13 protein-coding genes are annotated in these 22,091 nt (G+C 41.1%); 4 read left to right on the plus strand and 9 right to left on the minus strand.

The features are described from left to right. Positions 1–189: 189 nt before the first annotated feature. From HUW48_RS16960 to HUW48_RS16975, 4 genes are all read right to left on the minus strand, one after another. Positions 190–1,356 (minus strand): serine hydrolase domain-containing protein, encoded by a 1,167-nt coding sequence (locus HUW48_RS16960; RefSeq protein WP_246343520.1) that lies wholly within the window; start codon positions 1,354–1,356, stop codon positions 190–192. A gap of 13 nt (positions 1,357–1,369) precedes the next feature. After that, complete coding sequence (locus HUW48_RS16965; RefSeq protein ID WP_182412077.1) at positions 1,370–1,972, minus strand: hypothetical protein; 603 nt, start codon at positions 1,970–1,972, stop codon at positions 1,370–1,372. A 105-nt stretch (positions 1,973–2,077) separates the two neighbouring features. After that, positions 2,078–2,929 carry a LytR/AlgR family response regulator transcription factor gene (locus HUW48_RS16970; RefSeq protein ID WP_182412078.1) on the minus strand — a complete coding sequence of 284 codons (852 nt, stop codon included), beginning with the start codon at positions 2,927–2,929 and terminating at the stop codon, positions 2,078–2,080. Positions 2,930–3,032: 103 nt separating this feature from the next. Then, entirely contained in the window at positions 3,033–3,986 is a 954-nt protein-coding gene (locus tag HUW48_RS16975; RefSeq protein ID WP_182412079.1) for a DMT family transporter, read from the minus strand. A gap of 282 nt (positions 3,987–4,268) precedes the next feature. Between HUW48_RS16975 and HUW48_RS16980 the strand changes: the two genes are divergently transcribed. After that, positions 4,269–5,522 carry a PQQ-dependent sugar dehydrogenase gene (locus tag HUW48_RS16980; RefSeq protein WP_182412080.1) on the plus strand — a complete coding sequence of 418 codons (1,254 nt, stop codon included), beginning with the start codon at positions 4,269–4,271 and terminating at the stop codon, positions 5,520–5,522. Positions 5,523–5,896: 374 nt separating this feature from the next. Here HUW48_RS16980 and HUW48_RS16985 read toward each other — a convergent pair whose 3' ends face one another. Further along, positions 5,897–6,970 (minus strand): SMP-30/gluconolactonase/LRE family protein, encoded by a 1,074-nt coding sequence (locus HUW48_RS16985; protein ID WP_246343522.1) that lies wholly within the window; start codon positions 6,968–6,970, stop codon positions 5,897–5,899. Positions 6,971–7,936: 966 nt separating this feature from the next. On the opposite strand from HUW48_RS16985, the gene HUW48_RS16990 reads away from it, so the two are divergent. Further along, on the plus strand, positions 7,937–11,500 hold the full coding sequence (locus HUW48_RS16990) for a choice-of-anchor tandem repeat GloVer-containing protein (protein WP_182412081.1): 3,564 nt from the start codon (positions 7,937–7,939) through the stop codon (positions 11,498–11,500). 157 nt (positions 11,501–11,657) lie between these two features. On the opposite strand, the gene HUW48_RS16995 is transcribed toward HUW48_RS16990, so the two are convergent. The 4 genes from HUW48_RS16995 to HUW48_RS17010 all read right to left on the minus strand — a co-directional run bounded on the left by HUW48_RS16995 (position 11,658) and on the right by HUW48_RS17010 (position 16,198). Beyond that, positions 11,658–12,083 (minus strand): response regulator, encoded by a 426-nt coding sequence (locus tag HUW48_RS16995; protein ID WP_182412082.1) that lies wholly within the window; start codon positions 12,081–12,083, stop codon positions 11,658–11,660. Between the two features lie 895 nt (positions 12,084–12,978). Further along, positions 12,979–14,481 carry an acyl-CoA dehydrogenase family protein gene (locus tag HUW48_RS17000; RefSeq protein WP_182412083.1) on the minus strand — a complete coding sequence of 501 codons (1,503 nt, stop codon included), beginning with the start codon at positions 14,479–14,481 and terminating at the stop codon, positions 12,979–12,981. A gap of 591 nt (positions 14,482–15,072) precedes the next feature. Further along, positions 15,073–15,687: a hypothetical protein gene (locus HUW48_RS17005; protein ID WP_182412084.1), complete on the minus strand. Its 615-nt coding sequence runs from the start codon at positions 15,685–15,687 to the stop codon at positions 15,073–15,075. Beyond that, a complete protein-coding gene (locus HUW48_RS17010) occupies positions 15,668–16,198 on the minus strand; it encodes an RNA polymerase sigma factor (RefSeq protein ID WP_182412085.1) in 531 nt (176 codons plus the stop codon). The genes HUW48_RS17005 and HUW48_RS17010 overlap by 20 nt, the downstream gene beginning before the upstream one ends. An 867-nt stretch (positions 16,199–17,065) precedes the next feature. On the opposite strand from HUW48_RS17010, the gene HUW48_RS17015 reads away from it, so the two are divergent. Both HUW48_RS17015 and HUW48_RS17020 read left to right on the plus strand, forming a co-directional pair. Continuing rightward, on the plus strand, positions 17,066–20,158 hold the full coding sequence (locus HUW48_RS17015) for a SusC/RagA family TonB-linked outer membrane protein (protein ID WP_246343523.1): 3,093 nt from the start codon (positions 17,066–17,068) through the stop codon (positions 20,156–20,158). Positions 20,159–20,175: 17 nt separating this feature from the next. Continuing rightward, entirely contained in the window at positions 20,176–21,963 is a 1,788-nt protein-coding gene (locus HUW48_RS17020; RefSeq protein WP_182412087.1) for a RagB/SusD family nutrient uptake outer membrane protein, read from the plus strand. Positions 21,964–22,091: the final 128 nt, after the last annotated feature.

Genomic DNA, 22,091 nt, shown 5'->3' on the forward strand with positions numbered 1-22,091 from the left:
TAAAATTAATTTTGTCCAGTTACTTATTACACAATCAGGAACCACATTAGCTACAACACTTCATCCTTTTTAAGCTAAACAAAAGGTCTGGTTTAAAACCAGACCTTTTGTTTTTAGAACTACTAAAAAACAGCGCAATGCTGACCATATAGTACCAGGTTGTTTCAGGTAATTCCGCCAGCTTTAGATTTATTTGAGTAATACTTGGTACAAGGTATCTCTTGCTGCTTCTATTCCTTTATGCAAAGGACTATCGGTTACGGTGCCCAGATTGACTCCCAGAAAAACATACATCTTTTTTTGCGGAAAATAGTAAAGTTCGCATCCGGCCCCCAAGCCACCCCCAGTATGCCCGAAAGCAATTTGATTTCTAATAGTAGTATACTCTAATCCAAGCCCGTATTTCGGTTTATTATTTTCATCGGTTGTCCAGGTTTGCATTTGCTGCAAAGTTGCCGCAGCCAATAATTTTCCTTCCACTAACCCTTTCAGAAATTTTACGGCATCAGTTGGCGTAGTTACAATGCCATCGTCGCCAATTAAAGAAGCAACATTAGTTTGCTGCATTTGAGAAACATTTTCGACAATACCGTTACTATACCTATCCCAATAAGAATTTACCAGATTAGAATATTTTAAGTAGCCCGGGTCATTTCTGTAAAAGGTATTATCTAAGTCTAAAGGTTTTAATATTGTTTCCGAAATAAACTTAGCATGATCTCCGGTAATAGCATCGGCCATTAATGCCAACAGTAAATAATTAGTGTTTCGGTACGAATGCTTGCTGCCCGGAGTAAAATCCAGCTTTTTCCCTTCCACATATTTTAAGTAATCTTCCGAAGAAAACGTATGGTTGGGGTGTTGTAATAAATACGATACATAAGCCGGGTCAAAGTTATACTCCGGAACGCCCGAGGTATGATTAAGCAGCATGCGCACGGTAATTGTTTCGGCACTGGTAATGTACTTACTATATTTTTCGGGTAGGTAACGGGTAATGGGTGCATCCAAATCAACTATGCCTTCTTCGTACAATTTTAAAATAGCCACGGCCATATACGTTTTAGAAATACTTTGCAGGTACTGTAAATGGCATAATTGCATAGGGGTTTTATCTTCGATTTTGGCGTAACCGGTTGTATTAGCCCACCAGCCTTCTTCGGAATAAATAGCCACTACGCTACCCGGAGCTCCCGCCAGACTAAACCTTTGCATGGCGCTTTGAACGTCACCGGCTTTGGAATAATTAGAATTTATAATGGTTTTGTCGGTGCAGGAATTTACTTGTAAATCCTGCATGTAATCGGAGCAACTACTTACTATTAAAAAACACAAAAGGAACAATAAATTTTTCATAGGATTAATCAGATTATTTATAATGGATTCGGACGCCGGCCTGGAGTAAGGTTTCCGGTATAATGGGAATGCTTTTGTTGTAATTAGGTAGTACTAAAAGTTGGTAGCTCACAAAGGGAGAAAGATAGGTATGCGCAGAATATTTATTATAGCCCACCGAAATACCTACCGGAACAGTAACCAACCCTTTTCCTTTATTACCCACCGATACCCAGTCTCCATTTTCCGGTTTGTAAGATTCAACCGGCCGGTAGGCGAGCATATAACCGGCGCCCGCTTTTACTTCGGCATAAAAAACAGAGGAAAGTTTCGGCCGCCAGGCAGTTTGGGTATAAAATAATAAACCATTCCCTACGGTCCGGTTGCGGTACCAAACACCATTTACTTGTTGTACCCAATTGTGCTTTTTATTTAAACTTACCTCGGTACCTATTCCTAAGCCAACATTGGCGAAGTTGGATTTAAGATCCTTGAAAGGAAGAGTTAAAGAGTGAAATTGAGCGGTGAGAATAATAGGAAAATTACGGTAAGTTCTGATTGGATTCGAATCAGTTTGCGCTTGTACCTGCCCGGTAAGGCAACAACTTAGTAGTAGCGCGGCAATTTTGTTTTTCATTTTGACTAGATTTTTTTCCGGCAATATTAGAGCAGGAAAAGCCTTTGCATAATGAAAACAAGTCCTTTTTTGGTAAAATGTAGCAAAATGGTAGGCGAACTGCTATCATTCCGGCTGAAACCAGCTCTTAAATGCCGGCGCTTTGGTCCGGCTTACCGGTACTTCGGACGGGAAACATTCATGAGTTTGCAGTAATACCAATAACTTTCCGTTCTCAGCTCGTTTAAATCCGGAGACCATTTGCTGGTGCAAAATAAATTTCCGGTTCATCCGAAAGAAAACACCCGCAGGAAGACTTTTTTCAATTTTATCTAAAGATTGGTCCAGATAATATTTCTTTCCCCCAAAATGACAGGCGACTACATACACATCATCCACGTAAAATCCGGCAAGCTCCTCATAACTCAGCCGGATATCTTGTTTTCCGGTTCTTACTACTAGCCCTCTTATTTTGGAGGAAGTTTCGTCGGAGTGATTTTCTGGTGGGTAGTTTTCTTGCTGTTGCCTGCTTTCTGCCTTTTGCCATTGGTGGTAGTAATGCAACCCAACGTAAACGCCGTTCACCACAAAAAACCAGATGCCGATAATAAAAAGATCGAGAGTATAAAAATCCAGTGGCGCTGGTTCTCCTTTAGCTAGCCAGCTTACCCATTCGGTAAGTAAACTAATAATGAGTAACCCAATAAATAAAACCCCAACCTGTTGCCAGATAATTCGCCGTAAGGCTCCTTTTTGGTAAGGCAATTTTTTATCTAAGTACAAGATAAAGTAGCGCACCCCTAACCAGGCAAAATAACCTTGTACCGTATCAATAGTAAAGGTGAGCGCCAAAAACCAGTTCAATTGGATACGGGAGTAGGTAAGATAATAGTTAATGGCACTGATAAACGGAATCAAAATCAGAAATAAAAGTATATCGGGGTAATAGCGATCTGGAAAAAGTCGTTTTTCCGGCATAGATTAATTCTGTACTTTTTAAGTATTTTGAATGCAGAAATTATTTACTTTTCTTTAAAGGTGTATTTGGCTTTGGTAAAATTACCTCTGGTTTATTAAATTCTCACAGCCGCTTCTCTTTTTTAATTGTAATGAGTAAAATACCCGTTAGCACAATGGCTGTTCCCACTAATTGAATACCGGAAACCGTTTCGTCGAGAAATAAATAAGCCAGTAAAATAGTAGAAATAGGACCTACGCTGCCAATAATAGCCGCATTACCGGCCCCCACTAACCGGATACCTTCGGCGATAAGGTAAGAAGGAACTACCGTAGCCAGAATGGCCATTAACAAGCTATAGCCGTAAACGGCCGGCACGTAATTTAAAAGTGCTGCTGTACCATGATTAATTAAATAATGCGTAAACACCCCTAAAGCCGCTACCGACATGGCATAAGAATTAAACCGCACCGAGCCAAATTTAGGAATGAGCACACCACTGCCCATTAAGTAAAGCGCGTAAGTAACGGCACTAGCAAAAATAAGCAAACCCCCTTTTACCAAATGCTTACTTGTTTGTACCTCCACGTCGCCGAGTAACACCAGCAGCACGCCCGAATACGTTAAACCCAAGGCGATGTATTGATATTTAGTAATTTTTTTACCCAAAAATATCCAGGAAAATACTACTACCAACGTGGGATAGATAAACAAAATTAAGCGCTCTAAGCCGGCAGTAATGTATTGCAGCCCCAAAAAATCAAATAAACTGGCCAGGTAGTACCCCATTAAACCGTAAAAAACAAGCAAGGCGTAATCCTGTAACTTTACCGGAACATCCGGCACTTCTTTTTTGCGGGTTAAAGCTCCGATCAGAATAAAAAAGGGCAGCGAAAACACCATGCGTAAGGCAAGTAAAGAAACTGAATCAATATGATAGCGGTAAGCTAACTTTACAATTACCGCCTTCGAAGAAAAACACACCGCCGCAAATAAAACAATCAGCGCACCCACTAACTGCTTGCTGTCAAATTTTACTTTAGACGCTGATTGCTTCGGAATAACGGGTGCTTTCATGGCAGGCTGGTAGCCAATAAATAATTAATAAAGAAACTTTTGGCATAAAAGTAAGCAGCCCAAGTGGTAACTCCAACTCCGTTATAATAGCAAATTAAATTGCTAAATTTGAATAATTGAATGAGTAGCTTCTGAAATAAATAAAGAAGTACCTTCTATAATTAATATTAAAATTGGGATTCTACAAAATCCAGCTTAAAAAAGAAAACCTTGCGCAACCGGATAAGTTAAAGGAAAGAGAATATTACTTAATAGTGCAACGTTCTAATCTTTAAACAAAACATGAAAAAAATAAATAAGCTTTTACTAGTTAGTTTCCTTCTTACCTTTGGTGTTTTAGCTATTTTGCAAGCCCGCCAAAACAAGAAGGGTTCTAACCTAGCTTTAGAAAACTTAAAGCATTATGCTCCTGCTACCCCTAAAGATAAAGCCGCTGCTGGGGTGCAACTAAAAGTAGCTTTTCCGAATCTTACTTTTAATATGCCGGTGGAGTTCGTGAGCCCCAACGATGGCACAAACCGCAATTTCGTGATTGCGCAGGAAGGCGTTATTCACGTTTTTCCGAATAACCCAGGTGTTAAAACCACGCAAAAGTTTTTAGATATAACCAGTAAAGTAGTAAGCGGCGGCGAACGGGGCTTGCTGGGCATAGCTTTTCATCCGGATTTTAAAACCAACGGCTATTTTTACGTAAATTATACCCGCGGCAAAGACCTGGAAACTGCCATCTCCCGGTTTCAGGTAAGTAAAACTAACCCTAACCAGGCCGATCCGAAATCAGAAGTAGTTCTGCTTACCTACGATCAACCATTTAGTAACCACAACGGCGGTAAAGTAGCTTTTGGTAAAGATGGTTACCTGTACATTGCGGCCGGTGATGGTGGTAGCGGTGGTGATCCGCATAACAATGGGCAGAACAAAACCAGTCTGTTAGGTAAAATTTTGCGCATCGACGTTAATAAATCTTCTGGTAATTTAAAATATTCTATTCCGGCCGATAATCCGTTTAAAGGCAATAAAGAAGGCTACCGCGAAGAAATTTACGCTTATGGTTTGCGTAACCCTTGGCGTTTTAGTTTTGATAAAACCACTGGCGATTTGTGGGTTGGCGATGTAGGACAAAATAAAATTGAAGAAGTAGACATTGTAAAAAATGGGCAAAACTACGGTTGGCGCGTGATGGAAGCCGATGAATGTTTTAACCCCGAAGATTGCAACAAAAAAGGTTATGCTTTACCGGTTCACTCTTACCAGCAAAGCATGGAAACAGGTAAATCTATTACCGGTGGACATGTGTACCGTGGTAAAAAGCTGGCGGCATTAAGGGGCAAATACGTGTACGGCGATTATGTTACGGGTAATATCTGGACTTTAACACCCCAAGGAAACGGAAAATATGCCAATGCTTCGTTAATGAAATTAGACGGTACTATTTCGTCGTTCGGTGAAGATGCCAATAACGAACTGTATCTCTGCTCCTACAATGATGGCAAAATATACACTTTTGCGGCATCCGGCGCTGAAGCAGCAAAGTAAAATCACCATTTGAAATTGAGAATTTATAAAAGGAACTGTTAGTAATGCAGTTCCTTTTTATTTTTTATCAGAAAGAAGATTTATTTGTTAGATCAAGCTTGGCAATAACAAACAACAGCAATTTAACTATGAAAGGCCTTCTAAGATTCTAATGCCTTCGGATGGCTAGATAAGCGGAAAGATTAGACTTAACCACTACTATGGCGCGGATTTACTTCCGTGTCTTGCTTTACAACTACTATCGCTGCTGTGCAAAGCCCTTTGTTAGTTGTTAGCTCACCAACCGGCTAGCTTAACAAGAAAGTCACGGAAGTAAATCCGCGCCATTGTAAGAAAGCTACGAAGTAATTCAACTATTCAAGCAAATTTGAAAATCACTTAAGCTTTACCCGCATCAAGTACATGTGCGCCGTAATATACAAAGTGCTTTCGTCGGGAGTAAAGGCGCAATTGGCCGTCGCCTGACCAGTTTTTATAGTTCCTAAATGTTTGCCCTCCGGCGAAAAGATGAGTACCCCGCCCGGACCAGTGGCAAATAAAATTCCTTCTTTATTTATTTTTAAACCATCGGGGTTGCCGGGTTCTTTTTTTAACATTTCGGTAGCATCAAAAAATACTCTGCCATCGGCAATGTTTCCGTCGGGTTGTACGTCGTAGACCATCCAAATGGCTCGCTCCGGATCAGAATTAGCTACATAGAGAGTTTTCTCATCCGGCGAAAAGGCAATACCATTAGGCCGGCTTAATTCTTTGGTTAATAACTGTACGGTTCCATCTGGAGTAACCCGGTAAACTCCCTGATAGGGTAATTCTTTGGCCGGATCGTCTATATTTTTTTCTAATCCATAGGGCGGATCCGTAAAATACAGGTCGCCGTTACTTTTATACACGGCATCGTTCGGGCTATTCAGTTTTTTTCCTTCGTAGTTGTCGGCTAAAATAACAAAAGTAGGTTTAGGTGCCCGTAAAGGAGCATCCATCCGGGCCATCCGGCGGTCGCCGTGCTGGCAAAGTACCAACCGGCCTTCTTTATCCAGAATTAAACCATTAGACCCTACTTCGCCTCCGCGCGGCTGGGTGCTGGTATAGCCCGAAGGAGACAAATATAATTCTAAACCGGACTCTTCCGTCCATTGATAAATTTTATTTGGCGGAATATCGCAAAAAAGTAATTTATTATCCTGCGGCAACCAAAGCGGCCCCTCCGACCACGTAAAACCTTTCGCTAGAACTTCAATTGTAGCTCCGGGTTTAATAATTTTATCCAGGCGATCATCTAACTTCACAATTGACCCGGTGGTAGTAATAGGCGTTTGCGTCATAACAGTGTCGGTAGTAGCAGTGCTGTTTGTGGCGGTTGAATCGCTAGGTTCTTTCTGACTTTTTTGGCATGATCCGGCTAGCCAGCTGCCCAGCACCAGTAGTAAAGTATAATAGGTGTAGCGCACGGTTTAGTTATATATTTAAGTAAATGCTTCTTCTAAAGGAAATACCTGCTAAATTCTTAAAATAAAAAAATAGTACTGCAGGAACCAGCTTATTTAACTGCATGCTAGTATTATAAACCAGGTATCTGCTAAAAATTTAAACTAAGCTTTTTATCCACTGTACTGACCTATTGAGCAAAACTACTTTATAAATTAAGTAGCACGAGTAATAATAGGGTATACCTGATTATTTTCCAAATAAGATTTAGAACCGGTAAAAAGTAAATACCATACCCCTTTATTGTACAATTTACAAAAAGGAAACATTTATTAGCATAATTCTAATTAAATATGTAAAATTTTAATATTTGCATAATAAAACAACGGAATAACTAGTAATAAAACAATTAATTAAGAATATGCTACAAATTCACGGCGAGTTCTTGAATTAAACTCAGGAAAAATGTTTATATATTAACATACAAATTTCGTAATTTGTAATATCTTTGTTCCTCAATACTGAGAATAAACAACTGACTTACTGTACTATCTGGGTATTCTGCTCTGGTAACAATGTCTACTAACAATTTTACTGCATAATGAAACTCTACTACTTCAATGTTATGGCAAGTAGTGCTATCTGCTATAATCGATCAGGTTGATAACTTCTTCATTCCTTATTAAATAATATACTAATTTAAGATGCTCTAACCTTTACCTATTTACCTTTACTACTTATTAGCAAAGCACCATCATTCCTTAACAAACATCTATTTATAAGGCTTGTACGATGTCGTATTTATACAATTTTTACTTTTTTGAGCTAATTACTTTTACTGGGTAAAGGCAAGCCTTATGCCGTTGAAAAATTATATTCATTATAAATACTTTTAGATGCTACAAACCAACAATTAATTTTTATACTCAACTAAGAACAACTACCAACCATTTAAACTAATCCTCTAACTAACTACAATTTAATCATCCATGAATCTACCTTTAATCAAATCCATTTATGCTCTTCTGAACCGGAGCTATTTTTTCCGGTGGCCAATTCTAATGCGTTCTGTTTATAAAACAGCCTCCTGGTCATTTTCTATTTTGGTACTATTCTCTGCTTTTATTTCCGTTGCTCAGGCGCAGGAATCTCTGGTAGGCTTCACTTCCAATGGTGGCCCGGAAGGAAAAGGAACTTTATTTTCTGTTAAAACCAATGGCACTGGCTATTCCGTTTTAAAAGGCTTTGCGGACTGGGGTAAACAGCCCGAAGGAAATTTAGTAAAAGGCGATGATGGCAACTTTTACGGGCTTACTTCCGCTGGAGGCACCTTTAATGGTTACGGTACAGTATTTAAAGTTACCTCATCTGGCGACATTACGGTATTACACCAATTTAATTATACTACAGATGGCGGCTATCCGCATGGTAGTTTGGTAAAAGGAGCCGATGGAAATTTTTATGGCCTTACTAGCGCTGGAGGCTCAAACACCTATGGTACTATTTTTAAAATTACTCCTTCAGGCACCTTTACCGTAATCAAAAACTTTGAATACAGCACCGGGGCTAAACCGAATGGGCACTTAACTGTAGGAAAAGACGGCAACTTTTACGGCATGACATATAATGGGGGCACTAACGGCACAGGCGTAATTTTTAAACTTACACCCGGCGGTACTTATTCCGTTTTGCATCATTTCAACAAACCTACGGATGGTGGAAATTCATACGGCAGTTTAACCCAAGGTAAAGACGGCAACTTTTATGGCATGACGTATTCGGGAGGTACTTTTAACTACGGTACTATTTTTAGAATTAGTTCAACCGGTACTTTTAAAGTAGTCCACCATTTACAAACCCTGGATGGAACTTACCCTGATCGCAACAACTTAGTGTCTGCTTCTGATGGAAATCTTTACGGAATGATTCGCACCGGTGGAAATAATGGTACTGGTACTATTTTTAAATTAACTACCGCTGGCGCATTCAATGTAATCAGACATTTAGATTACCGCAATGATGGCGGTCGCCCGACCAGCAGTCTGGTTCAAGGTGCCGATGGAGCACTATATGGAACTACCTCGCAGGGCGGTACTAATGGCTACGGTACTATCTTTAAAATTACCACTAAAGGCACATTAACGGTTTTGCACCATTTAGAAGTTAAAACAGACGGCGGTACTCCCATGGGTGCTTTGTACCGCAACAGCGACGGTAACTTCTACGGTCTAAACTCCGATGGTGGAAAAGCCTTTTACGGTACAATCTTTAAAATAACTCCTTCGGGCACTTACACTGTGCTTAATACCTTTAACGGTGCTTCTCAGGGCAATTCGCCTAGTGGCAGCATTATTCTGGCTAAAGATGGCGCTTATTACGGCACTACTAATAATGGCGGCGCTAATCAACATGGTACTATCTTTAAAATTTGCGGTGGTGTTACTACTGTTCTTCGTTCTTTTAACAAAAACACCGATGGCGGTTTTCCTTACGATGGTTTAGTTCAAGGTACTGATGGCAGCTTCTACGGTTTAACCTCGGAAGGTGGAAATTATAATAGTGGTACCATATACAGAATTACGGCTGGCGGCTCTTTTAAAGTATTATATCATTTCAACAGCTCTGTAGAGGGTAGCGGTCCGGCAGGTAGTTTAATTCAGGGCAAAGATGGTAGCTTTTACGGTACTGCAAAATATGGCGGACCAAACAGAGGCGGTACTATTTTTAAAATAACGGCTGCTGGGGCCTTTAAAGTTTTATGGAGCTTAACCTCGTCTTCGGATGGAAGTGCGCCGGATGGTAATTTAGTGCAAGGAGCCGATGGTAACTTATACGGCATCGCTTCTAGCGGAGGCACTAACAATAATGGTACTATTTTTAAGATTTCTCCAACGGGTACCAACTTTAAAGTTATGAAACACTTTAATTCATTACCTGACGGAAATTATCCTTTAGGAAGTTTGGCATTAGGGAAAGATGGTAATTTCTATGGCACAACCAGTTCTGGAGGCAGCACTTCTTACGATGGTGTTATTTTCCGGATCACTCCGGCAGGTGATTACAAAGTCTTAAAACGTTTATCTGGCCCTACCGAAGGTGAAGCTCCTAAAGGCAATCTGGTACAGGCTAGCGATGGCAATTTTTATGGTATGACCAGCGCAGGTGGCAAGAACAATGCTGGTACCTTGTTCCGGATTACACCTTCGGGCTCTTACACGGTTTTACGGCATTTTAATTTAACAACCGATGGAGGGGAGCCTTCAGGAAGTTTAATTGTTCAGAAACCTAATCCACTGGTGGCTAACGCCCAAAGCACTACTACCGCAGAAGACAAAGCAAAAGCTATTGTTTTAACTGGCTCTGGTGGGTCGCCCCTTACTTATAGCATCCGCTCTAACCCTAAAAACGGTACTTTAAGCGGAACCGGCGCTAATCGCACGTATACTCCTAAACCTAATTTTACCGGTAAAGATACATTTACTTTTACCGTGAGTGTAGGTTGCCAGGTTTCAGCCCCTGCTACAGTTACTATTACAGTAAGTCCGGTAAACGATGCGCCGGTACTAGCTAGTATTGGCAAGAAAACAGTAGTAAAAGGATCTACCTTAAGCTTTACGGCCACTGCTACCGACCCGGATGCTGGTCAAACTAAAACCTTTTCTTTAGTAGGCGCTCCTTCGGGTGCTACGATCAACGCTACTTCCGGTGCTTTCAGCTGGAAACCATCTATTGCAGGTAGCTACAACTTTACCGTGAAGGTAACTGATAATGGTTCGCCCGCTCTCTCCGACCAGGAAGCCGTTTCGGTTACGGTTCTTAACTCTACTAGCAGCACCGTTCGCCTGAATACCGGCGGCGAAGCTGCTACTTCTTCTTTGGGCAGCTTTAGTGCCGATAACTACTTTAGCGGAGCCACCAGCATTTCGGCTACCACTTCCCCGATTGCGAACACTACCGATGATATTTTGTATCAGAACAACCGCCGGGCTACCGACGTGGGTGGCAGCTTTACTTACAACATTCCAGTGAGCAATGGCAGCTATACCGTAAAACTGCACTTTGCCGAAACTTTTTACACTGCCGCTGGCCAGCGTAAATTTAATGTAAGTGCCGAAGGAGCGAGTTGGTTAAGCAATTACGACATTGTTGCTGCTGCCGGAGGAACGAAAGTAGCGGTAGTTGCTACTAAAAACATTAAAGTGGCCGATGGTAGTTTAACCTTACTCTTTTCTTCGGTGGTAGATAAAGCTTGTGTAGCCGCTATTGAAGTGCTGCCCGCCAGCGCTGCAGAAAGCAGTGAAGCCAATACCAACCTGATTACGAGCCTTTATCCAAACCCGGCCGAAGATTTCCTTATGGTTACGCTACAGACCACCGGAGAGAGAGTGCAGGCAAAAATTACCAACGACCAAGGCACGGTGGTAAAAACAATTGATCAACTGGTAGATACGAACAAGCTACAAGTAGAAGTAGCGCCGTTAAAGGCGGGCTTGTATCAGTTGCACGTTCAAACTCCTACCGGCGAACAAATCTACCGATTTGTTAAAAAATAGTTTTTCTAATTGCTTATTTCTAATAAAACAAAAAGGAACACCTTATAGATAGGTGTTCCTTTTTGTTTGCTTTAAATTTTCTATTATAATTTTAATTCTCAACAGCCTAGCTTCTGCTTTTGTAAAAGCAGCCTTAAGAATTAGGACACAGAATAACTTATAAATTAGTAAAATTTTCAGTGAGCAGGTGCTTTACTTTTTCTACGGTTAAGGGTTTTAAGATATAAGGAGCTGCGTATTCATTAGCTCGAACCGTATCTTGCGGGTGAGAAGAAGTAGATAACATTGCGATAACGGTATTCTGCTTCACATTATCAGCTAAATCATGATAATTTTGTAAAAATTCAAATCCATCCAGTATAGGCATATTTACGTCCAGGAAGATTAACTCTGGCTTAAAATAATTTGGGTCAGCCGGATTAAAGTCGCCTTTCTCTATTTTCTGAAGATATTCTAAAGCATTTTGGCCATTGGTAAATACCCGAATATTTTCGGTGACTTCCATCCGGTTTAGTAGACGATGGTTCAAGAAATTACTGGTTTCATTATCATCAATTAACAAAATACCTTTTAGTTTACGCATAATTAAAAATCTCTTATTTTAGAGATGCAAACCCGGAAAGTGGAGCCTTCACCAGTTTACTATCTACTTCTATTTTACATAATTAAATTCCAGATTGCATTTTACAATCAACAATTCTACTCCACTTCTGTCCACATTAGCGCGTAAGCGTTTAAACAAAAAGAATATTTTTTCTCGTATTTAATTATAGCAATGCCTTACCGTTGTCAGACATGCTATAATACTAAAATTTTAGTTAACCCTTTACCGTAATAAATGGTGTTTGCTAGGGTCTCAGGCATTTAATTATAGCACCTACCAGGTTGTATAAATTACTTTTTAAGTTCTTACGGAAAACCAAACTGTAAGTGTTCTTTAACTTAAAGATAATTTTACCTTAGCCAAAATAGAACAAGTACTTACTTTAAAATCAGGTAATACGTACAGGTTCTATTAATTATTGAAAAGTTAAAAACATAAAGGTGGAAATTTAGTAGAAGTAGATGAATTTAAAAAATTACTGGTTGGCGACGAAGTCGTGATTAGCAACCAATACAAGTAATTGTTTGACTTTAAAAAGTAAATCTTACCTCTACCTTTAGAAGAAGTAAAGAAATATTGCTGGTATTTATTCCACTTCATTCCACGGATTAGCCTTTATTAATCCCCGGAAAATTTTCAAAGATCAGTAGCAACAACTTCTTGCGGCCAATGACTTGGCTGGCCTGAGTTAATTAAAAAAACCTGTATCTGATTTTTATAGCAAACCCGGTAGGTTGTAATACCTACCGGGTTTTAGCCATAGTCATATTGCAGTTCATTTAAGTGATGGGCTTATAATACCTGTAGATTACCTCCTGTTAGATCGAATAAAACAAGAAGAGTACCTAACGATTGTCTAAAGTCTTTCCCCTTTTTAGTCGGTCAAATTTAACCAGGAACTATTTTCGGCAAAATCAGTAATTACTTTAATTGAATTATCTGAGTTAAACCCGGAAACTAACCCGGCTATTTCTTGTCTGACCGAAATGATACAATTATCGATTAAATCTTTTTGAAAACCTTTTTCCGCCAGTTTTAGTACGTAGCCCACGGCAACAACTCGGCCCAGGATTTTACCCAGGTCTACCATTTTACGTTGCGGCATAGTTTCAGGGAGCATAAAACTGAGTTCCTCTTTAAAAGGCTCACATGCCTCCGCCGTAAGTTTAAAATCTTTTAAAAAAGTAAAAACCTGTCTTTGTTTTTCCTTTTTCATCATCCGGGTAATCATCTCGGCTATCTGGGCGTAAAGCATTTCGTTAGAGCCTTCAAAAATCTGAAAAGGCCGGCTATCTACGATTCCCCGCCCGCCAACATTTTTTATCCGGTAACCATTCGCTCCTGACAGCTGAACTAAAATCTGGGCTGATTCCTGCATTAAGTCGGTTACTACCGCTTTCATACTGTTGGCTTCCAAGCCCTCGGCCGCTAAATTATGGTCAATGCCGCTTATTTCACTACTGCGGGCGCACATAGCCGAACAAATAGTAAAAGCTGCTTGAATCCGGGTTATTTGAAACTGCACCTGGTCCAGGGCTAATAAGTTAGCCGCTCCCACCATCCGGTTTTGGCAATGGTTAATGGCTTCATCCATCATGCGTTGAATAAAGCCCATGCCCATGCCCGGAAACTGCATCCGGCTGCGATGCAGGATATCCAGCATCATTTTAATACCGGTGCTCTCGGGTTGTAATTTAAAGCGGGCCGGAACTTCTAAATCTAAATAATTCAGGCCGTAGGGGATCATGTAAAGCCCTAAATTATCATAATACTCTTCTACTACTACCCGTTGTTTCTCCTGCGCTACATCACAAATAAAAAAATCAATATCCCGGCTGAGTTCTCCCCCGCCACTTTCTTTGCGGCAAGCAATTAACCAATAATTAGCCATTCCGGTGAGGCCCTGCCAATGCTTAAGGCCCTTAATTTTATATCCATCCTCGTAGGGAATATTCACCGTTTTCATATTTAAGGCATCACTGCCGTAGTTAGGTTCGGTAATCATGAGGCCACCCATATTCTGAGCTTTCAGAAAACGATCAAAGATTTCTTTTTTCACCTTTTCATCGGCGTATTTAGAAACCGGTTCTAAGAAAAGGGCTATATTAATTCCGAATATGAGGGAAAGAGGAAGTGACTCGTAAGATGCGGCAGCTAGAATTCCTAAACATTCTTTTACATTACTTCCCCGGCCACCGTACTGTTGGGGAATGGCTACGGATAAGGGTAGCTGAGCCATGATTTCGCTCATAACTGCGGGCGGCAAACCTCTCTCCAGGCTCAATTGGTTAATATCTTCTTTGGTATGGAACAAATGTTTTAGAGTTTGCTCAAAGTTTTTTAGGAAAGCAGGAAACGGGGAATTTACTAATTGCATGTTTTTAGGTCCAGAATCTATTTTTAGTAAAACAGGAATAAAGATTTAACTTAAAAGTTTTGAATGGGTGCTATTCAAATGCTTTTGTCGAACCTACTATTAACCTACTAGTAAGTAACAGTTGGAGCACAAGGCGTATTTAGTCGGTAACCAACTAGAACCAGGTGATAAAAACTGATAATTATACGCAACCAAACGAACGAAGATACTAGCTATTTTAATAAGGATATAGATAAAGTAGACCAGAATTAAAAATATACTCAGTTTAAAAGATCAGCCCACACCCCGATTGCCGAACCAAATTACTTTATAGCCTTTTTGAGCCAGTATCCGGCAAAGTTTAACGGGCCAGGTGGTGAGCTAGGCTCCGGTTCTTATCTTAATAAGGTTACTTCTCTTTTCTTATTTCCGAAACTATTATCCGCAATAGAAATAGTATAGACCTGACCAGTGGCGGTTTGCTAGCATTGTGCAAACAGCTGTAGTAAATGCAACAGAAGAGCCCGATGAATGCTAGTTTTATGCCGCTAATATTCCCTCTATACCTGCTAAAACTTAACCTATAACAGCTTGTTACTTGTATCTCTTTAATTATTGCTTCAGTTCGTCGAGAATTGCCTCCAGATGAGTAATAGGCTGTTTAAATCTTTTATTGTTTTCTGCTACAATGGCAGCGAGGCAAGAGCCTAATGAGAGAAGAAAACAAATAATTGCCCCAACGGGATGAGCCATAACTCCACCCGGCAGATAAATTCGGAAGAAAATCCAGATGAGGATAGCAGAGCTGAGCGGGATGAGAAAAAGTTCATACGCTTTTTTGAATTTGTAAAAGCTTGAAAGGAGAGAATGTTGTTGGGTAACATATTCATAAATGGTAAGGTCCGCCGTGTGTCTTTCGCCCATTTTAAGTAAGGCTATCTGTTTAAACTTTCTGAGGAGCATAACGGTAAAGGGAACATAGAGCAGCGCACAGAAAGCGGCTACCCCAAGTATAGCCGTATCGGACCAGTATTTAATAGCTACGTTTGTTAGCATTGCATACACAATAATTTGTAAGGTGAGTGACGCCCAAAAATATTTCATACTGATATTCTGTTGTTTGTGAGTTCTAGCTACTAGTATTTTTTGTAATGAAGCTTGGTCATAAGCTCCGGCTGCCGTAAACGCCGTGTTGCTATTGGCCCACTTATCTTTTAGTTCTTTCATGTCTGACATTTTCTGTTTTGTTTAAATGGTTAAGTTGTTTTTCCAGTTCTATTTTTATTCTAACCAAGCGTACACTTACATTAGAAACAGTTAACCCTGTAATCTGAGCCATTTCTTCGTAACTTAAATCTTCCAGGTACAGGAGAATCAAGGCTTTATTCACATCCGTTAATTTCCCAATTGCCAGGTAAAGAATATCCAGGTTATCATCCGGTTGGGTATGGCTTTGGTCTGGTATCTGCAGGTGCTTGCCCGTAAGGGACTTTTCTTTGTCTTTCGTATTTTTTCTCAGGTAAGTAATGGCGGTGTTAAGACAAACCCGGTACATCCAGGTAGAAAATCGGGCATGATGCTGAAAAGCAGGGTAGGAACGCCAAAGCTGATACATCATTTCCTGCAATAAATCTTCTCGCTCATCCAAAGCCGGGATATACATCCGGCATACTTTATGGGCAATGCCAATGTGTTGGTTAATCTCTTCAATGAATTGCGCATCTAATTGCATGGTCATTGCTTAAATTTTACTGTTGATTTACTCTATAAGTCGAGGAGGGCTTTAAAAAACTACATGTTAGTATAATTTTTTTATCTGCTATGCTAAGGGATGTCGCGCTTACCCTGCGGCAAGCTACAAATGTATTAGTGGAATAATGAGGTGTTATTGTTCGTTGATACGTTTTTGGTCCAAAGCAAACCCAATAACCAACTTATACCTAAAAAGATGGGAATAGCTCCGGAACCTGGTTCTTTTCCTCATACTTCCCGGTTTTTTAGTAAGTTGGTTAATTCCGGAACTTGCCGCCCTGGTTGTACCTGGATTTAAAATTTATATTGGCGTTAACCTTACAAAAATTTACTAAATCCGCTCGTTCATCCACTTCAAAGGAGAAGTCATTGCTTCTAATCAAAACCAAGTTTTTTACCTTTAAACTTGTTTTAATTTTGGAATTTTAAAAGATAGAGTTGTTTCTGGAAGGCAGAAATCCATTACATACCTTAATACAAATCTTAAAGTTAATTTTTACCTCTTATTTACTTCTCTCAGATTATTTAACCAATCTACTTTCACCACTATTCAGGTGGTGGATATCCTATTTTCAATTCAACTCTAACTTCTAGGCGGCATAAAGGTTTAAAAAATGATTAATATATTAAAGTATTGATTGTAATTCATACAATTACCAACCCCTTATTGGTTAATAATTTCTAAATTTCACATCTCCTGTAGTATTCTTTAAACATCAATTTTAATTTAGGTAATAGTTATTGTATTAGTTACAATATATTAAAAGTATATATTGTACTCCTACGCCTTTATATTACTAAACCTTTTTTCAACAAATTTTACCACTTTATGCAAATTTTTATACTTAAAAGGTTGAAGTTTATCCTTACTCTTCAACTAGTACTTTTCTCAGTTTTAGGACTGCAAGCCCAAGGGCTAACTATTAAGGGTAAAGTTACCGGCGACACCGGTGAATCTTTACCGGGAGTAACCATCCTGTTAAAAGGAACCACTACCGGTACGGTTACCGATGTAGAAGGCAATTACCAGTTGGCAGTTCCCAGTGGTACGGGTACTTTAATTGTATCTTTTATCGGGTATCAGAACAAAGAAGTGGCCATTAACAACCAGGCCGTGATTAATGTAGCGCTGGCTTCGGATACCAAAGCTTTGGAAGAAGTAGTAGTGGTGGGTTACGGTACGCAAAAAAAGGAAACTTTAACTGGTTCCGTATCAGCGGTGAAAGGCGAAGAAGTTACCAAAAGCCCTTCGCTGAATGTAACGAATAACTTAGCTGGCCGCTTGCCTGGTTTAACAGCGGTTGCCTCCAGCGGCGAACCAGGCAACGATGCTTCCCGGCTCCGAATTCGGGGTTTAAACTCTTTTGGTAAATCCGATCCCTTAATTGTGGTAGATGGCGTACCCGGTCGTTCTTTAGAAAGATTAGACCCGAATACCATCGAAAATATTTCGGTTTTAAAAGATGCTTCGGCGGCCATTTACGGCGCCCAGGCTGCTAACGGCGTTATTCTGGTAACTACTAAACGCGGGAAAGTGGGTAAGCCTACTATTACCGCCTCTTTTAACCAGGGTTTTGGCCGCCCTACCCGCCTTCCGGAAATGGTAGATGCCGCCGGGTATGCTACCATGTTAACGGAAATTGACCAATACGCCGGTAATGCACCGCGTTTTTCACCCGATGATATTCAGAAATTCCGGGATGGCTCTGACCCGTGGGGGCACCCGAATACCGATTGGTTTAAAGAAGTACTAAAGCCTTGGTCTGGTCAGAACCAGGCGAACGTGTCGGTATCGGGGGGTAGCGAAACCATGAAGTATTTTGTTTCATTAACTTCCCGCAATCAGCAAGGCTATTATTATAACAGCGGTGCTAAGTACAATCAATACGACTTGCGGTCTAACCTGGATGGCAACATTACCAAAAATATCAGCTTTGGGGTAGACTTATCGGGCCGGATGGAAGACCGTAATTACCCCACCCGGAGCGCCGGTAGCATTTTTAGAATGGTTATGCGGGGCAAGCCCAACTTGCCGGCTTACTGGCCCGATGGTACACCTGGTCCGGACATTGAATACGGGGATAACCCAGTAGTAGTGAGCACTAAAGCAACTGGTTACGACCGGGACAAACGCTATGTCGCTAATACCAACTTTAAATTAAATATAGACATACCTCAAATAAAAGGACTTTCTGTTTCAGGTAATGCCGCTATCGATAAAAACTTCCGCTTTCAGAAAACCTGGCAAACTCCCTGGTATTTATATTCCTGGGATGGACAAACCCGCGATGCTAACGGACAACCGGTGTTAGTTAAAGGTAAAAAAGGGTTTGAGAGCCCGGCTTTAACCGAAAGAATGGAAGATGATTACCGGATACTATTAAACGGTTTGATAAAATACGACCGTACTTTCGCCGACGATCATAATGTAAACTTTCTGGCAGGTATCGAAAAAATTACCGGCGGTTTAGACAGATTTGATGCTTACCGTCGCAATTTTGTTTCTACCGCCCTTGACCAAATGTTTGTGGGTGCTACCGACCAGTATTTAACCAACGGCGGCTCGGGTAGTGCCAGCGCCCGTTTAAATTACTTTGGCCGGGTAAATTACGGATATAAAAATAAGTACCTGGCTGAGTTTGTATGGCGGTACCAAGGCTCTTACATTTTCGAAAAAGCCACCCGCTTTGGTTTCTTCCCGGGTGTGTCGTTGGGGTATAATATCTCCGAAGAAGATTTCTGGAAAAATAGCCTGAGCTTCATTAACTATTTTAAACTACGGGCATCGTGGGGTAAAACCGGTTGGGATGAAGTTTACTTCAACAACGTATTGCAGGAATACGCCTTTCTCTCTACGTATAGTTTAGGTGCGGCAGGCAACGCTTTTGTAAATAATGGCGGCGCTACGCTTAGCCCAACCTTGTACGAAACCGGGGTGCCGAATGCCAATACTACTTGGGAAAAAGCAATTCAGCGCAATGTGGGTATCGATGCAGAGTTCCTGAACAATCACCTGGTTTTAACCGCTGATTATTTTGATAACCTTCGTTCCGATATTTTATGGAGAAGAAGCGCTTCTATTCCCACTTCAACGGGTATGTCGTTACCGCCCGAAAACATTGGTAAATCAGGTAACCGCGGGTTCGACTTTAGCTTAACTTATAGAAACAGAACCAGCAGCGATTTTACTTATGAAGTAGGTTTAAACGCTGGTTATGCCAAAAACCGAATTATTTTCTGGGACGAAACGCCTGGCCGTCCGGAATATCAATTAACCACTGGTCGCCCAATCCCAAGTGATCCTTACGCCCCGGATAATGATTTATATTACCAATCCATTGGTATTTTTAAAGATCAGGCAGCCGTAGATGCGTATCCACATTGGTCAGGTGCCCGACCGGGTGATATCATCTTTAAAGATGTAAACGAAGACGGCAAAATTGATGCGAACGACCGGGTAAGAAATAGTAAGAGCAACATCCCAAGACTTACCACCGGTTTAACAGCTCGTTTAGGCTACAAAGGTTTCGATTTCTCGCTCTTAATTCAGAGTGCCACTGGTGCCGTAAATTATATCAATACCGAATCCGGAGAAATTGGCAACTTTTTGCAAAGCTTCTATGAAGACCGCTGGACTCCAAATAATATTAATGCTTCCGGCCCGCGCACTTTTAACCGCAGCAACGAATATTGGGTAGGCAACCGCAACACGTACTGGTTGCACAAAACCGATTATGTACGCTTAAAGAACGTTGAATTAGGCTACAGCCTGCCGCAGTTTACCCAGAAGTGGGGCATTCAGAAACTCAGAGTTTATGTAAATGCTTACAACCTGTTAACCTATAGCCCGGATTACAAAGATTTCGATCCGGAATTAAGCACCGGCTCCGGTCAGGGTTATCCTTTACAAAAAATTGTGAATGGCGGTATCTCCGTTACCTTTTAATTAGTGAATCTGTTATCATGAAAATAAGACATAAATTACTTTTAGCAATAGCCTTAACTGGCACCACTTTTTCCTGCGATAAGGATTTTTTAGACCAGGCTCCCGTAGATAAGTTTTCGGAAACTGCCGTTTGGAATGATGCCGCTTTGGTGCAAACTTTTGTCAACAATATTTACGTGGGCATTCCTACTGCTTTCCAAACTATTATGTTATCTAACCTGGTAGATGAGGCGCAGTTTAACGCGAACTGGGACACCGAAAACGTAACGAAAAGCTTAATCACTCCCAGCAATTTACTATTATTCGATAATGCCGCCTCTAACGGCCACGAACGGTACATGAGCTGGGATTATTCGTACAAAAATATCCGGGCCTGTAATGTTTATTTAGAAAAAATTGACGCCGTTCCTTTCGACGATCCGGCGGCTAAAGACAAGCTTACTGGTGAGGTGTTATTCTTACGGGCTTACTTTTACCACCAGTTGTTATCGCTTTACGGCGGCGTGCCTTTAATTACAAAAGCTTACGGCCTGAACGAGGATTATACCATTACCCGGGATTCTTACGAGAACTGCATTAAATTTATTACCGAAGAATGCGATAAAGCGGCCGCTTTGTTACCAGCCACCGGCGATAAAGCCCGGGCCACCAAAGGCGCGGCACTGGCTCTAAAATCCCGAGTATTATTGTACGCAGCCAGCGACTTATACAACAGCAATGCCGATTGGGCTGGTGGTTACGGCAATAAAGAACTGGTAAGCTTCGTAGGCGGCGATCAACAAGCGCGTTGGCAAGCCGCCAAAGATGCCGCCAAAGCCGTAATGGATTTAAATGTGTACAATCTTTTTGGTAGTGAAAATCCGGCCACAGCCGAAGAAGCTACCACTAACTACAGCAATATATTTTTAAATAATGGCAATGCCGAAGATATCTTCATGCAGTTTAACGATAACTTGCGCAATGCTAACTGGGATGCACCCAACCCGGGCCTTTTTACGGGACCAAACGGCTGGCACACTTGGGGTGAAAGTTCTCCGATCGGGCAATTTGTAGACCGGTTCGAGATGAAAGATGGCAGTAAGTTCGACTGGAATAATCCGGCCCACAAAGTTAATCCTTACCAAAACCGCGATCCCCGGCTTTATGCGAGTGTGTTGTTCGAAGGTGCGCAGTGGCGCCCCCGCCCAGCCGATGTTAGAGCCGCCGATCCGCTAGGCATTGTACAGGTAGGTAATTATAAAAAGCCCGACGGCTCGGTAGTTCCAGGTTTAGATACCCGTAAAGGCCCCATCGAAGATTGGAATGGTTCGTACACCGGCTATTACCTGCGTAAATTTATCGACCCAACTATTGATCACCAATACGTGAAGCAAACCTATCCTTTCCGCCGTTTCCGGTACGCCGAAATTTTACTAAATTATGCCGAAGCTTGTATAGAACTGGGCCAGGAAGAAGAAGCTAAAACGTATATTAATAAAGTAAGAGCCCGCGCGGGCATGCCGCCAGTTACTGAAACTGGTCAGGCTTTAGTAGATCGCTACCGCAACGAACGTAGCGTAGAATTAGGCTACGAAGAACACCGCTACTTTGATGTGCGCCGCTGGATGATTGCCGACCAGGCGTATGTAAATGCCGAAGGCGTTAGTGTTACGGGTAATATGGCCGCAGATGGCACTATCTCGAACCGGGCCTTTTCTGTGGTTAAAATTCAGGACAGAGCCTGGAACCCACGGTTTTATTTTCTGCCGATTAAACTCGACGAAATTAACCGGAACAATAAATTAATTCAGAACCCCCTATATTAAACCACATTTTTGTTTGAATCCAGCAGAAATGTGCGTAATATTAATTCTCTTTTTTTAAGTAAACGCCTCCGGACCAAAAGGTTTGGAGGCTCACTTTTCCTCTAGCATTAAGCATTAATTTTAAAAAT

The organism is Adhaeribacter radiodurans (assembly GCF_014075995.1).
Classification (GTDB): Bacteria; Bacteroidota; Bacteroidia; order Cytophagales; family Hymenobacteraceae; genus Adhaeribacter; species Adhaeribacter radiodurans.

What these genes read in the sequence shown, in the direction of transcription:
- HUW48_RS16960 (WP_246343520.1), bottom strand. Translation starts at nt 1,356, where the DNA reads ATGAAAAATTTATTGTTCCTTTTGTGTTTTTTAATAGTAAGTAGTTGC.
- HUW48_RS16965 (WP_182412077.1), bottom strand. Translation starts at nt 1,972, where the DNA reads ATGAAAAACAAAATTGCCGCGCTACTACTAAGTTGTTGCCTTACCGGG.
- HUW48_RS16970 (WP_182412078.1), bottom strand. Translation starts at nt 2,929, where the DNA reads ATGCCGGAAAAACGACTTTTTCCAGATCGCTATTACCCCGATATACTT.
- HUW48_RS16975 (WP_182412079.1), bottom strand. Translation starts at nt 3,986, where the DNA reads ATGAAAGCACCCGTTATTCCGAAGCAATCAGCGTCTAAAGTAAAATTT.
- HUW48_RS16980 (WP_182412080.1), top strand. Translation starts at nt 4,269, where the DNA reads ATGAAAAAAATAAATAAGCTTTTACTAGTTAGTTTCCTTCTTACCTTT.
- HUW48_RS16990 (WP_182412081.1), top strand. Translation starts at nt 7,937, where the DNA reads ATGAATCTACCTTTAATCAAATCCATTTATGCTCTTCTGAACCGGAGC.
- HUW48_RS16995 (WP_182412082.1), bottom strand. Translation starts at nt 12,083, where the DNA reads ATGCGTAAACTAAAAGGTATTTTGTTAATTGATGATAATGAAACCAGT.
- HUW48_RS17000 (WP_182412083.1), bottom strand. Translation starts at nt 14,481, where the DNA reads ATGCAATTAGTAAATTCCCCGTTTCCTGCTTTCCTAAAAAACTTTGAG.
- HUW48_RS17005 (WP_182412084.1), bottom strand. Translation starts at nt 15,687, where the DNA reads ATGAAAGAACTAAAAGATAAGTGGGCCAATAGCAACACGGCGTTTACG.
- HUW48_RS17010 (WP_182412085.1), bottom strand. Translation starts at nt 16,198, where the DNA reads ATGACCATGCAATTAGATGCGCAATTCATTGAAGAGATTAACCAACAC.
- HUW48_RS17020 (WP_182412087.1), top strand. Translation starts at nt 20,176, where the DNA reads ATGAAAATAAGACATAAATTACTTTTAGCAATAGCCTTAACTGGCACC.